The organism is Enterococcus xiangfangensis (genome assembly GCF_005405365.1).
GTDB classification, from domain to species: domain Bacteria; phylum Bacillota; class Bacilli; order Lactobacillales; family Enterococcaceae; genus Enterococcus_A; species Enterococcus_A xiangfangensis.
Map to the genome: position 1 here is coordinate 1 of NZ_BJDX01000015.1, position 13,855 is coordinate 13,855.

Sequence of the window (13,855 nt, forward strand, 5' to 3'; positions counted from 1 at the left end):
GAGTAGCGAAGTGGCTAAACGCGACGGACTGTAAATCCGTTCCTTAGGGTTCAGTGGTTCGAATCCACTCTCCTCCATTTGTTTCAGGGGCATAGTTTAAAGGTAGAACAGCGGTCTCCAAAACCGTTAGTGTGGGTTCAATTCCTGCTGCCCCTGTTTTTATTAATATGGCGATCGTGGCGAAGTGGTTAACGCACCGGATTGTGGCTCCGGCACTCGTGGGTTCGATTCCCATCGTTCGCCCTTGTATTATTGGGGTATAGCCAAGCGGTAAGGCAAGGGACTTTGACTCCCTCATGCGTTGGTTCGAATCCAGCTACCCCAGTTTTTCAGAAATTATCAAGAAATTTTCTTGATATACTTGTTCTGAGAAAAAATTAATAGTATAATGGCGGTATAGCCAAGTGGTAAGGCAGAGGTCTGCAAAACCTTCATCACCGGTTCAAATCCGGTTACCGCCTTAGTACTAAAATAGTATTATTGATATGCCGGCGTGGCGGAATTGGCAGACGCGCTGGACTCAAAATCCAGTGCCCTCACGGGCGTGCCGGTTCGACCCCGGCCGCCGGTATAAACTAAGATGCTAGATCATCTTGGTTTTTTCTTTTGAATTAAATAGCAATATGGCGATCGTGGCGAAGTGGTTAACGCACCGGATTGTGGCTCCGGCACTCGTGGGTTCGATTCCCACCGTTCGCCCTAAAACGAAAAAGATCAGACAAAAATGTCTGGTCTTTTTTTATGAATTCTAATTTAGTTTTCCTGTACTAATATGAAATTTTAGGTGAGCAGGTTCTTTTGGTAATTTTTTTTTGAGAGTGTATGATTAAATTTAAGATATTTCGGCATACTAGTATATCATTTAGGAAATGGTGAAATGAGACTCAAGGCCTATTTACAGGGTTTATCGGTCATCGATATACTTGAGACTAGTGAATACGAAGGAGGTGCGATTATGGATATTTATCGGGCGGATAGACTGCCATTTGATTGTCGCGAAGAATTAGGAATTATTTTTGCAGATGGTTTTACTCAATGGTTAGGATTTTTTTCAAAGGATAAGAATATAATAGCAAAAGCATTCAGTCACTCTTTTCAATTGGATCAATTTTATGTTGCTGTAGTGGATCAAAAAATCGCAGGCTTTGTCGCTTGTACCAATTGTTATGATAAGAGTCTAGTCTTAGAAAAAGAGGAGCTGAAAAAGCATTTTGGCTGGTTTAAAGGAACGATTGCTGCCAAAGTATTAAAAAAAGAATTCGAAGCTCCATTTAAAAATCCGCCAAACAATACAGGTTCGATTGAATTTGTTGGTGTCTCTTCGGAATTTAGAAAGCAAGGAGTGGCTTCAAATATAATCAAATATATTATTGAACAGACTCCTTATGCACATTACGTCATTGAAGAGGTGGCGGACACTAACTTAGCGGCTATGTCGTTATATTACAAGCTGGGTTTTACTGAAACAAAACGTAAGAATCTTTCCCAAAGCCAAGCGAAGAAATTAAAGATCAATTCTTTTGTATCTTTTCAATTGAACAAATGATAATTCAATTTAAGAGTCGTGAGATCACCTTTTCTATCAATCAAATTATTAATTAAGCTTGACAAATTTTGTCGGGCTTTTTTTTGTACCTTGAATTTGAAGCTTCTTTCAAGTTGATAGAAATTAGATAAGTACACAATTAGTCCTAAAATTTTTATGAAATAAGATGGAGAATATTATTTAGAAAATATTCTGAAAACTCATTGACTTTTAATTTAACGAGAGGTATAGTGTTGAAAAGGTTAGAACAACATTAAAAAACAAGGAGACGATTATTATGCATACAAGAAAATATAATAACTATGACGGTATCGTCTTATTAATTATTATGTCCAGGGCTTAGAACGCGGAGAAACAACCGTTAGTTTGAGTCCTGTTTGCGTTAAGAAATGGGATTCTTGCAAGAGCATCCCATTCTTGATGGGATGCTCTTTTTTGAAGGTAGGAGATGTGAATAGTGAGAGAGAATCGAATAAAAAAAAGAATCGATGCGCCACCAGTTGAAAGTTTCTTATTTGCTGGTCAAGCAATTCATCAGCATAACGCTATTGGTAGTAAAGGTATCAGTTACTCAGTAACAGCTTTAGCGGACACAAACAGCTTAATGAAAGTGTCTGAAGCATAGGAGGAATGGGAATGGAAGAAATGAAGCAAAAGGTGGAAGTTGAAAACCTGCAAACAGGTGCAGATATATTAATCAACTGTTTGGAAAATCAAGGAGTAGAATTGATTTTTGGTTATCCTGGCGGTGCGGTCTTGCCATTATATGATTCACTTTATGATGAAACTATTCCAAATATTCTTACTCGTCACGAACAAGGAGCTGTTCATGCCGCAGAAGGATACGCCAAAGCCACTGGCAAACCAGGTGTTGTGATCGTCACTAGCGGGCCTGGTGCGACCAATGTAGTGACTGGAATCGCCGATGCAATGATTGATTCGGTGCCATTAGTAGTTATATCGGGTCAAGTATCAAGGGCAGGAATTGGTAAAGATGCTTTTCAAGAAGCTGATATATTGGGAATCACAGTCCCAATCACTAAAAATAATTATCAGGTTCGTGATATCGAAGATCTTCCGCGAATTGTCAGCGAAGCTTTTCATATCGCGACGACGGGTAGAAAGGGTCCTGTGCTGATCGATTTGCCAAAGGATATTACGACATTGAAGTCTAATCCTAAAATCGAGAATGTCGTTCAGCTGGAAAGTTATCAACCTACGACGACACCTTCGACTTTACAAATCGAACGACTAATGAACTTATTAAAACAATCAAAAAAACCACTTGTGTTAGCTGGTGCTGGTGTAGTTGCAGCAAATGGCGGAGAAGAGTTACGACAGTTCGTTGAAAAATATCAATTGCCAACGGTCACCACGTTATTAGGTTTAGGGCTATTGCCTCATGATCATCCGAATTTTCTTGGGATGGGCGGGATGCATGGAGCTTATGCAGCTAATATGGCATTGATGGAGACCGATTTGTTGATCAACATCGGTAGCCGTTTTGATGATCGCTTAGCCTGTTCACCAGAAGCCTTTGCGCCATATGCGAAGGTTGCTCATATCGATGTTGATCCAGTTGAAATCGGGAAAGTTATTCCAACGGATGTACCAATCGTCGGTGACGCAAAAATTGCTTTGCAGCAAATGTTGGCAGTTGAAATTGGTTCACCAGATTATGATCAATGGCGAGAACTTTGTGAAGAACGCAAACAGAAACATCCATTGAAATATGAACGAGATGAGAAAGTCATCAAACCGCAAGAAGTGGTTGAAATCATTGGTCGGATCACTGAAGGTAAATCTTATGTGGTCACCGATGTTGGTCAACATCAAATGTGGGCAGCGCAATTTTATCCATTCCAATTTCCTAAACAGCTGATTACAAGTGGTGGTCTTGGGACGATGGGATACGGGATACCTGCCGGAGTCGGCGTAAAATTTGGTAAACCGAATAATTCGGTAGTAGTTTTTGTTGGGGATGGCGGGTTTGAGATGACGAATCAAGAGTTAGCAATCTTGAATCAAAATAATTTGGATATCAAGTTTGTCTTGATGAACAATCAATCACTTGGGATGGTTCGGCAGTGGCAAGAAAAATTCTTCAATGAACGGCGCTCCCAATCGGTCTTCCAGCAACAGCCTGACTTTATGAAAATGGCTGAAGCTTATGGAATTGGTGGTAAAAAAATCACAAATCCAGCTACTTTAGATAAAGAGTTGCAAGAAGCGTTTGCCGCACCAGGACCGATGTTGATCGAAGTAATGATCAGCAATCGTGAGCACGTATTACCGATGATTCCGGCTGGAATGCCAAATGATCAAATGTTGGGGGTTGATTAAATGAGGCGAATGATTACGGCAATGGTTCACGACCAAGCAGGGGTGCTGAGTCGAATCACAAGTGTTTTGAATCGACGGCAAGTAAATATGGATAGTGTTTCCGTCGGCCGAACAGAACGAGCAGGGGAGTCGCAAATGACGATTATTATCCAAGCTGATACCTTAGCCGATGTGGAACAAGTTACCAAGCAACTAAATAAACAAATTGATGTTGTTAAAGTATCTGATATTACCGATGAACCGCATCTGGAAAGAGAATTGGCATTGATCAAAGTCAATGCTCCGGCAGCAACGCGCTCGGAGATTCAAGCAATGATCGATCCCTTTCGTGCAGATGTCGTGGATGTAGGATTAAAAACGATCGTGGTCCAAGTTGCTGGCTCTACTGAAAAAGTCAACGCTTGTATCGATGTGTTGAGGCCTTATGGTATCAAACAATTGGCTCGAACCGGAGTAACCGGCTTTAATAGGGGTTAATAGCAGAAATGCTTTTAATATAGTTTAAAAAAATGGAGGAAAAAATTATGGTTAAAGTTTATTATGATAATGCAGTAGAAAAGGATGCTTTAGAAGGAAAAACAATCGCTGTGGTAGGTTATGGTTCACAAGGTCATGCGCACGCACAAAACCTTAGAGACACAGGCCATCAAGTCGTAATCGGTATCCGTGAAGGAAAATCCGCTGAGGCAGCTCGCAATGATGGATTTGATGTATTTCCTGTAAATGAAGCAACCAAAAAAGCCCAAGTGGTCATGATTTTGGCTCCAGATGAAATCCAAGGAAATTTATATGAAAAAGAAATCGCGCCAAATTTGGCAGAAGGCGATGCAGTAGCCTTTGCCCACGGTTTCAATATTCATTTTGACGTAATCAAAACACCTAAAAACGTAGATGTGTTCTTAGTTGCTCCTAAAGGCCCAGGTCATTTAGTTCGACGTACCTTTGCAGAAGGATTTGCCGTACCTGCCTTGTTTGCTGTTCATCAAAACGCTACAGGTGCTGCTCAGGATTTGGCACTATCTTATGCAAAAGGAATCGGTGCTACTCGAGTAGGCGTGTTAGAAACAACCTTTAAAGAAGAGACAGAAACCGATCTATTCGGTGAGCAAGCAGTTCTTTGCGGCGGTTTGACAAGTATGATCGAAGCTGGATTTGAAACATTAGTTGAAGCCGGATACCAACCAGAATTGGCTTACTTTGAAGTTTGTCATGAAATGAAATTGATCGTTGATTTGATCTATGAAGGTGGTTTCGGAAAAATGCGCAACTCGATCTCTAATACTGCTGAATATGGAGATTATGTTTCTGGTCCGCGTGTGATTACTGAGCAAGCTAAAGCAGGAATGAAAGATATCTTGACTGATATCCAAAATGGAAAATTTGCTAAAGGCTTTGTTGAAGATAATGCGAACGGCTTCCCAGAATTCAAGAAAATGCGTGCGGAAAGTGCCGGTCATCAGATCGAAGCAGTCGGCAGCGAATTAAGAAAAATGATGCCATTTGTAAGTCGTAAGGATTAATGGGGGAATAGCGATGGGATTAATTAAAGATACCGAAGTTCGAAGTGCCTATCAATTACTGAAGAACTCCGTAAATCATACACCGTTACAATATGATCGTTATTTATCTGAAAAATATCAAGCGACGATTCTTTTGAAACGTGAAGACTTGCAAAAAGTTCGTTCATTTAAATTACGTGGTGCATATTATGCCATAAAAAAACTTCCAGAGTCTGAACTGAAAAAAGGGGTAGTGTGTGCGAGTGCAGGCAATCATGCGCAAGGAGTCGCCTATACTTGTCAGGAATTAAAGACAAAAGCGGCGATTTTCATGCCGACGACAACACCACAGCAAAAAGTTTCTCAAGTCCAATTTTTTGGCGGCGAATTTGCTGATATTCATTTAGTCGGCGATACGTTTGATGCTTCTGCAGCAGCTGCGAGAAAGTACTGCGAAGAAAACGGGATGACTTTTATTGATCCTTTCAATGATCGAGATATCATTGCTGGGCAAGGAACATTAGCTTTAGAAATGATGACTGACGCAGAAAGTGAAGGCTATAAACCTGATTATGTGATCACAGCAATCGGCGGCGGCGGATTAATCAGCGGTGTTTCTGCTTATGTGAAGAATACGTCACCAGATACAAAAGTAATTGGGGTTGAACCAAAGGGAGCTGCTTCAATGCAAGCAGCTTTTGCCAAAGAGCAGCCAGTGACATTAACAGAGATTGATAAATTTGTCGATGGTGCGGCGGTTCAACGGGTCGGTGATATCACTTATTTGCATAGTAAAGAATACGTCGATGAGTTGATGTCCGTCGATGAAGGGTTGATCTGTTCAACGATTTTAGAATTGTATGGTAAACAAGCAATCGTTGTTGAACCAGCTGGAGCATTGAGTGTCGCCGCTTTAGATCTTATGAAAGAAAAGATCAAAGGCAAAACGGTGATCTGCGTCATTAGCGGTGGGAACAACGACATTAATCGGATGGCTGAGATTGAGGAACGTTCATTGATCTATGAAGGATTGAAACATTACTTTGTTGTGAATTTCCCGCAAAGACCGGGCGCATTGAAAGAATTTGTCTCAGAAGTTTTAGACAAAGGCGATGACATCACTCGTTTTGAATATACTAAAAAGAGTAATCGCGGCAAAGGCCCTGTTGTGATCGGTGTATTATTAAAAGAGCCTAAAACTTTGCCCAATCTGTTAAAACGACTGGAAAAATTCGATTCGACTTATATTGAATTAAGTCAAAACAAAACATTATACGATTTATTGGTTTAAATCAAAAAAGACGATGGCTTTTAATGTCATCGTCTTTTTTGTTCAGTCAGGCCTGGAAAGCTCATCATGGGAATCGAAAATTTTTGATCAGTAAGGAACGATAACGATCCAAGTAGGGTGACCATCAACTTGGACCTCTTTTAGTTTGAATTCAGGATGAGGGATAACGTTTGAAGAGCAGTCATAATTTTCTTTAAAGTAGGCTTTAATTTGTGCATCTGTCCATTGGCGAGCCGGGAAATGTTGAAAATTCTTTCCGTTGTACATGAAAACAAAGCCGATACTCCAGGCGTGTCTTACAGTTTCTGGGAATTGTTGGATCTTTTTTTCGAAGGTATTCATTCGCACACTCCTAGCTAAAAAATTTCTTAAAATCAGAGGGTACATTCATTATTGCGTAATTGAAACCATTCGTCCAGTAGATAGGAGACAAATCATTTGGTGTTTGACCAATTCTGATGTATTATGATCACGGATAGTTACTTACAAAAAGTAAAAGTGTAAATCTTTTTCATTTAGCTAAAAATGTTTTACACTATATCCGTAAGAATTTTTTATATTTTAGGAGGTTTGTTTATTATGGCAAAAGAACATTATGATAGAAGTAAACCACACGTTAATATTGGTACCATTGGTCACGTCGATCACGGTAAAACAACATTAACGGCAGCAATTACAACGGTATTAGGTAAGAAAGGTCTAGCAAACCCTCAAGACTATGCTAGTATCGATGCTGCACCAGAAGAACGTGAGCGTGGAATCACTATTAATACGGCTCACGTAGAATATGAAACAGAAAAACGCCACTATGCCCATATCGATGCTCCAGGACACGCGGACTATGTGAAAAACATGATTACCGGTGCTGCTCAAATGGACGGTGCGATCTTAGTTGTATCTGCTACAGATGGTCCAATGCCGCAAACACGTGAACATATTTTGTTATCACGTCAAGTTGGTGTTAAACACTTAATCGTCTTTTTAAACAAAATTGACTTAGTTGATGACGAAGAGTTGATCGACCTAGTTGAAATGGAAGTACGCGAATTACTTTCTGAATATGGTTTCCCAGGTGATGATATCCCTGTTCTTAAAGGTTCTGCTTTAAAAGCCTTAGAAGGCGATCCTGAACAAGAACAAGTGATTCTTGATTTGATGGATACAGTTGATGAATATATTCCAACACCAGAACGTGACAATGACAAACCATTCTTATTACCAGTGGAAGATGTCTTCTCAATCACTGGTCGTGGTACTGTAGCTTCTGGTCGTATTGATCGTGGTGAAGTAAAAGTCGGTGATGAAATTGAAATCATCGGAATCAAACCTGAAGTTCAAAAAGCGGTTGTTACTGGACTAGAAATGTTCCGTAAAACATTGGATTATGGGGAAGCCGGCGATAACGTTGGGGTTCTATTGCGTGGTATTACACGTGATGAAATCGAACGTGGTCAAGTTCTTGCAAAACCAGGTTCAATTACACCGCATACGAAATTTAAAGCTGAAGTATACGTATTGACAAAAGAAGAAGGTGGACGTCATACACCATTCTTTAACAACTATCGTCCTCAATTCTACTTCCGTACAACTGACGTAACGGGTAATATTTTATTACCAGAAGGTACTGAAATGGTAATGCCTGGCGATAACGTAACGATCGATGTTGAATTGATCCACCCAATCGCTGTAGAACAAGGAACAACATTCTCAATTCGTGAAGGCGGCCGGACTGTTGGTTCAGGTATCGTAACTGAAATCGAAGCTTAATGAGTTAGCAAAGAACACCGCAATTTTTGCGGTGTTCTTTTTTATGATTAGGATAATAAAGGCAATTTGTTGCGCAGCAGACAATTATTGAACAAAATATCCGCGAGAACTGAAAAGTTCTCACGGATATTTTTAGATATTTAAGACCTTATTCAAGAAATCTTGTGTTCTTGGATTGTGGGGATTATTGAAGACTTGTTCAGGTGTGCCGTCTTCTAAAATTTTCCCGCCATCAGTAAAGATCACACGGTCAGCAACTTCTTTAGCAAAGCCCATTTCATGAGTAACGATGACCATCGTCATGCCTTGCAAGGCTAAGTCTTTCATAACTTTTAAGACATCGCCGACCATTTCAGGGTCAAGCGCAGAAGTCGGTTCATCAAAAAGCATGATATCAGGGTTCATTGCTAATGCGCGCGCGATTGCAACACGTTGTTTTTGTCCACCGGATAAACTGTCAGGGTAGACATCTTTTTTCTCAGCTAGGCCAACTTGAGTGAGTAATTCGATGCCTCGTTTTTCTGCGGCATCTTTTTTTTCACTTTTTAAATCCAAGGGAGCTAAAATAATATTTTCTAAAACAGTCAGATGCGGAAACAAATTGAAATGTTGAAAGACCATTCCGATATGTTGACGGACTAAGTTGATATTGGTATGTTTGTCCGTCAAATCTTGTCCATCAATAATGATTTCACCAGAAGTCGGTTCTTCTAAACGATTCATACAGCGCAAGAATGTACTTTTACCTGAACCAGATGGTCCAATGATACAAACGACTTCGCCTTCACCGATGCTGATATTCAAGTCATTCAGAACAGTGTTGTCTCCGAATTTTTTTACTAAATGATTTACAACAATTTTTTTATCCATCTTATTTCACCTTCTTATCTAAACGGTTCGCTAACTTGGTTAAGATCGTGATCAAGATCAAATACATGATCGCGATAATCAAGTATACGTAAGAACTTTGGGTAGTCCGAGCAACAATGATTTTTCCTGTTTGCAACAATTCGACCACACCGATTGCAGAAATGATCGTTGTATCTTTCAAACTGATAACAAATTGGTTGATGAAAGAAGGAATCATAATCTTCACGGCTTGTGGTAAAATAATTTTTTGCATTGTCCGATTATAAGAAAGTCCCAAACTGCGGGAAGCTTCCATTTGTCCTACGGGTACGGCGTTGATCCCGCCGCGGACGATTTCAGCGATATAAGCACTAGCATTCAAAGTCAAAGTGATGATTCCAGCTGCAAAGTCAGGAATTTTAATCCCTGTAATCCCTGGCAGACCGAAGAAAATAAAGAAGGCTAATACCATCATCGGGATCCCGCGGATGATATCGATATAAATCCCCGCTATGATCCGCAAGCTGCTGACAGGAGAAACTCGGAACAAACCGAAAATAACACCAACGACTAACGCTAGTCCAAAGGAAACTAGTGCTAAGATGATCGTTTTCCATAGACCGTCTAATAATGATTTGTAGTTGTTTTTTAATAAACCAGTGATCGTTGATTCATCGACAGTTGATTGTTTTTCTTCGCTACCTGAACCGATGTATTGGTTTACGATTTCATCGTATTCGCCTGTACGTTTTAATTCTTTCAACCCTTCAGTGAACATTTCGCTAAGTTCAGGGTTTTGTCCTTTTTTGACCGCAAAACCATATTCACCGCCGACTTCGCGTTTGATCGGTGTTTTTAATGCTTGTCCTTGTTTTACTGCATAACCGATAACAGGGTAGTCATCCATCATCGCATCAATCGATCCAACTTTTAATGCATCATATAATTGATCGGCTGCATCAAAACTTTTAATAGTGTAACCATACTCTTTTTTATGCGCTTCTAAGAAATCGGCACTTTCCGTTCCTACTTTGGCACCGACTGTTTTTCCTTTTAGGTCTTTATAGTCTTTGATGTCTTTATTATCTTTAGCAACGGCTAATTGGATGCCGCTTTGGAAGTATGGATCAGAAAAATCATAGTTTGCTTTTCGTTCATCAGTGATCGTCATGCCAGCGATCATTCCATCGGCTTGTCCGGATTCTAGTGCTTGCATCGCAGGAGAGAACCCGATAAATTTGAAGTCGATTTTGAAACCTTGTAATTCTGCAATCCGTTTTAACAGATCCACATCGATCCCTTTATATTCGCCATCACTGTCTTTGTATTCAAAAGGGGCGAAAGCTGAATCACTAGCAACGACATAGACATCTTTTTTCGGTTCGATCTTTTTCATTTCACTTGAAGCAGCAGAGTCATTTGAACCGGTAGAGATATATTCGCTGACGATTTTATCATAACTGCCGTTTTGTTTTAAATCTTTCAAACCTTGATTGAATTTTTTCAATAACTCTTTGTTTTCGCCTTTTTTGACGGCAAAACCATACGCGCTGCCTTTTTCTGGATCACCGACTAGTTTAAAGGGTTGGCCATTTGTTACGGCATAACCTAAAACAGGGTAATCATCAAAAATTGCTTCAACATTACCATTTGTCAATGCGTTGTACATGGCGTCGGCGGCTTCGTATTGTTTGATTTCATAGCCGTATTTATCTTTGTTCTTATTTAAGAAAGTCGCACTTTCCGTGCCGATTTTTGCAGCGACCGTTTTTCCTTTTAAATCGCTGTAGTCTTTGATGTCTTTATTATCATTTTTCACAGCCATTTGAATGCCGCTATCAAAATAAGGATCAGAGAAATCAAAGGTTTTTTTTCGTTCGTCCGTGATACTCATACCTGCGATCATTCCATCAAGCTGGTCTGATTGTACACCTTGGATCGAACTGTCAAAACCTAAAGGGCGTAAATCTATTTTAAAATTTTGATCCTTAGCTATCTGGTTAAGTAAGTCCACATCGATTCCTATGTATTCGCCATCGGAATTTTGAAACTCGAAAGGTGCAAAAGTCAGATCCGTTCCGATTTTATATGTTTTTTCTGCAGCATTTGTCTTACTGGCAAAGCCAAGTGTGAAAATACTTGCCATTAAGAAAATGAAGAATGGAATTAATTTGTTTTTTCTCATAATAATCCTCCTAAGTACTTATCATTTGTTTATTATATGTTAGTTTAAGCTTAAAATACAAGGGAGTTTGACGTTAGATCGAAAAAAATCGTAATTTAATGACACGTTATGTAACAAAACGTTACATGAGGGTTTGTAGAAATTTTTGGGAACAAGTACAAAAAATGGCGAAAATATGTTCGGTATGCTATAATTTTAAAACGGAAAATCTTTGTTTATTGAATAGAAAAAGGGGGATTTTTGTGTGATTGAAAGAGTAACGGATACAGCGTTTGACCTTCATTCAAAATATCAGCCTGCTGGCGATCAGCCTGAGGCCATCAAACAATTAGCCGAAGGAATCGTCGATGGAAAAAAAGCACAAATACTTTTAGGCGCTACCGGTACAGGGAAGACGTATACGATTTCTAATGTAATCAAGGAAGTCAACAAACCAACTTTGATCATTGCCCACAATAAGACATTGGCAGGTCAATTATATGGTGAGTTCAAGGAATTCTTTCCTAACAATGCGGTGGAGTATTTTGTTAGTTACTATGATTATTACCAACCAGAGGCTTATGTGCCTTCTAGTGATACTTATATTGAAAAAGATTCAAGTATTAACGATGAAATCGATAAATTGCGTCACTCGGCAACTAGTGCACTGCTTGAGCGCAACGATGTGATTGTTGTTGCTTCAGTTTCTTGTATTTTCGGTTTGGGTTCACCTAAAGAATATTTGGAACAAGTCGTTTCACTGCGGGTCGGGATGGAAATGGATCGAAATCAATTGTTGCGAAACTTGATCGATATTCAATTTGAACGCAATGACATTGATTTTCAGCGAGGCCGTTTTCGGGTTCGTGGCGATGTGGTAGAAATATTTCCTGCTTCACGCGATGAACGAGCTTTGCGCGTGGAATTTTTTGGTGATGAGATCGAACGAATCCGTGAGGTCGACGCATTGACAGGAGAAATTACTGGAGAGACCGAACACGTCGCAATTTTCCCCGCCACTCACTTCCTTACAAATGAAGATCATATGGAAGTAGCAATCAGCAATATTCAAACGGAACTGGCTGAGCGATTAACTGAGCTACGTAATGATAATAAATTATTGGAAGCGCAGCGGTTAGAACAGCGGACCAATTATGATATCGAAATGTTGCGTGAGATGGGCTATACTTCTGGAATCGAAAATTATTCGCGGCATATGGATGGTCGTAAAGAAGGTGAGCCGCCCTATACACTAATCGATTTTTTCCCTGAAGATTTCTTATTAGTAGTCGATGAGTCGCATGTAACAATGCCACAAGTTCGAGGAATGTACAATGGGGACCGCGCGCGTAAACAAATGTTGGTAGATTATGGATTCCGTTTACCATCAGCATTAGATAATCGTCCATTACAGTTGAAAGAATTTGAAGAACGGGTGAACCAAATCGTTTACGTTTCGGCAACACCTGGACCCTATGAACATGAACAAACTGACACAGTAGTAGAACAAATCATTCGCCCAACCGGCTTATTGGATCCGGTCATTGAAGTGCGCCCGATTATGGGCCAAATCGATGATCTTGTCGGTGAGATCAATGAACGTGCTGAACGCAATGAACGTGTCTTTGTCACGACTTTGACGAAGAAAATGTCAGAAGACTTGACGGATTATCTCAAAGAGTTGGGAATCAAAGTCAAATATTTACACAGTGATATCAAAACATTGGAACGTACAGAAATTATTCGTGATCTACGGTTAGGAAAATTTGATGTACTGATCGGAATCAACTTGCTGCGTGAAGGGTTGGATGTTCCTGAAGTTTCGCTAGTAGCAATCTTAGATGCGGATAAAGAAGGATTCTTGCGTAGTGAACGTTCTCTTGTGCAAACGATTGGTCGGGCAGCTCGAAATTCTGAAGGACGAGTAATCATGTATGCTGATAAAGTGACGGATTCAATGCAAAAAGCGATGGATGAGACCACTCGTCGACGCACTATTCAGCAGCAGTATAATGAAGATCATGGAATGGTACCGAAAACAATCATTAAAGAGATTCGTGATTTGATCTCTATCAGCAAAGTAGCAGAAGAGACCGGAACTTATGACACGACTTCTTATGAGGACTTGTCAAAATCCGAGCGAAAAGAACTTATTGCGAAACTGGAAGACGAGATGCGTGAAGCTGCTAAGACCCTTGATTTTGAAACAGCGGCAACCTTACGTGATACTATTTTAGAATTAAAAGCAGCGGACTAAAGATAGTAAGCTCGGATGCCGGTTCTGCTTTTCGCAGAGGATAAAAAAAAGCGCGGGAACGTAATTTTTTCATACTATTGGTGATCAGCAGTTTAGCAGAATGGTATGCGTGATGAAAATAAGATTCATTTTTTACTTT

General features: G+C 40.0%; 11 protein-coding genes and 7 tRNA genes. 15 read left to right on the top strand and 3 right to left on the bottom strand.

Features of this window, described 5'->3' with window-relative positions; translation table 11 throughout:
• The 13 genes from FFM68_RS12700 to ilvA all read left to right on the top strand — a co-directional run bounded on the left by FFM68_RS12700 (position 1) and on the right by ilvA (position 6,679).
• Positions 1-77: transfer RNA gene (locus tag FFM68_RS12700), tRNA-Tyr, on the top strand.
• 8 nt (positions 78-85) lie between these two features.
• Positions 86-156, top strand: a tRNA-Trp gene (locus FFM68_RS12705).
• 14 nt (positions 157-170) lie between these two features.
• Positions 171-243, top strand: a tRNA-His gene (locus tag FFM68_RS12710).
• Between the two features lie 10 nt (positions 244-253).
• A tRNA-Gln gene (locus FFM68_RS12715) sits at positions 254-325 on the top strand.
• A gap of 65 nt (positions 326-390) precedes the next feature.
• Positions 391-461: transfer RNA gene (locus FFM68_RS12720), tRNA-Cys, on the top strand.
• Between the two features lie 26 nt (positions 462-487).
• A tRNA-Leu gene (locus tag FFM68_RS12725) sits at positions 488-571 on the top strand.
• 55 nt (positions 572-626) lie between these two features.
• A tRNA-His gene (locus tag FFM68_RS12730) sits at positions 627-699 on the top strand.
• A gap of 256 nt (positions 700-955) precedes the next feature.
• A complete protein-coding gene (locus tag FFM68_RS12735; protein ID WP_204652639.1) occupies positions 956-1,546 on the top strand; it encodes a GNAT family N-acetyltransferase in 591 nt (196 codons plus the stop codon).
• Positions 1,547-2,003: 457 nt separating this feature from the next.
• Positions 2,004-2,171 (top strand): hypothetical protein, encoded by a 168-nt coding sequence (locus FFM68_RS13155; RefSeq protein ID WP_167483499.1) that lies wholly within the window; start codon positions 2,004-2,006, stop codon positions 2,169-2,171.
• A gap of 11 nt (positions 2,172-2,182) precedes the next feature.
• Entirely contained in the window at positions 2,183-3,889 is a 1,707-nt protein-coding gene (gene ilvB / locus FFM68_RS12740; RefSeq protein WP_137619652.1) for a biosynthetic-type acetolactate synthase large subunit, read from the top strand.
• Positions 3,890-4,366, top strand: coding sequence for an acetolactate synthase small subunit (gene ilvN, locus FFM68_RS12745; RefSeq protein ID WP_137608301.1), 477 nt, complete (start codon positions 3,890-3,892; stop codon positions 4,364-4,366). It abuts the gene before it with no gap.
• A 47-nt stretch (positions 4,367-4,413) separates the two neighbouring features.
• Positions 4,414-5,409, top strand: a complete 996-nt coding sequence (ilvC, locus tag FFM68_RS12750) for a ketol-acid reductoisomerase (protein WP_137619653.1) — start codon at positions 4,414-4,416, stop codon at positions 5,407-5,409.
• A 13-nt stretch (positions 5,410-5,422) separates the two neighbouring features.
• Positions 5,423-6,679: a threonine ammonia-lyase IlvA gene (ilvA, locus tag FFM68_RS12755; RefSeq protein ID WP_137619654.1), complete on the top strand. Its 1,257-nt coding sequence runs from the start codon at positions 5,423-5,425 to the stop codon at positions 6,677-6,679.
• 87 nt (positions 6,680-6,766) lie between these two features.
• On the opposite strand, the gene FFM68_RS12760 is transcribed toward ilvA, so the two are convergent.
• Positions 6,767-7,021 carry a hypothetical protein gene (locus tag FFM68_RS12760; protein WP_137619655.1) on the bottom strand — a complete coding sequence of 85 codons (255 nt, stop codon included), beginning with the start codon at positions 7,019-7,021 and terminating at the stop codon, positions 6,767-6,769.
• Between the two features lie 237 nt (positions 7,022-7,258).
• Here FFM68_RS12760 and tuf point away from each other — a divergent pair, with 237 nt between their 5' ends.
• On the top strand, positions 7,259-8,446 hold the full coding sequence (gene tuf / locus FFM68_RS12765; protein WP_137619656.1) for an elongation factor Tu: 1,188 nt from the start codon (positions 7,259-7,261) through the stop codon (positions 8,444-8,446).
• Between the two features lie 132 nt (positions 8,447-8,578).
• Here tuf and FFM68_RS12770 read toward each other — a convergent pair whose 3' ends face one another.
• Both FFM68_RS12770 and FFM68_RS12775 read right to left on the bottom strand, forming a co-directional pair.
• Entirely contained in the window at positions 8,579-9,316 is a 738-nt protein-coding gene (locus FFM68_RS12770; RefSeq protein ID WP_137619657.1) for an amino acid ABC transporter ATP-binding protein, read from the bottom strand.
• A 1-nt stretch (position 9,317) separates the two neighbouring features.
• Positions 9,318-11,480: an amino acid ABC transporter substrate-binding protein/permease gene (locus FFM68_RS12775; protein WP_137619658.1), complete on the bottom strand. Its 2,163-nt coding sequence runs from the start codon at positions 11,478-11,480 to the stop codon at positions 9,318-9,320.
• A gap of 244 nt (positions 11,481-11,724) precedes the next feature.
• Between FFM68_RS12775 and uvrB the strand changes: the two genes are divergently transcribed.
• Positions 11,725-13,716, top strand: a complete 1,992-nt coding sequence (gene uvrB / locus FFM68_RS12780; protein ID WP_137619659.1) for an excinuclease ABC subunit UvrB — start codon at positions 11,725-11,727, stop codon at positions 13,714-13,716.
• The last annotated feature ends 139 nt before the right edge of the window (positions 13,717-13,855 follow it).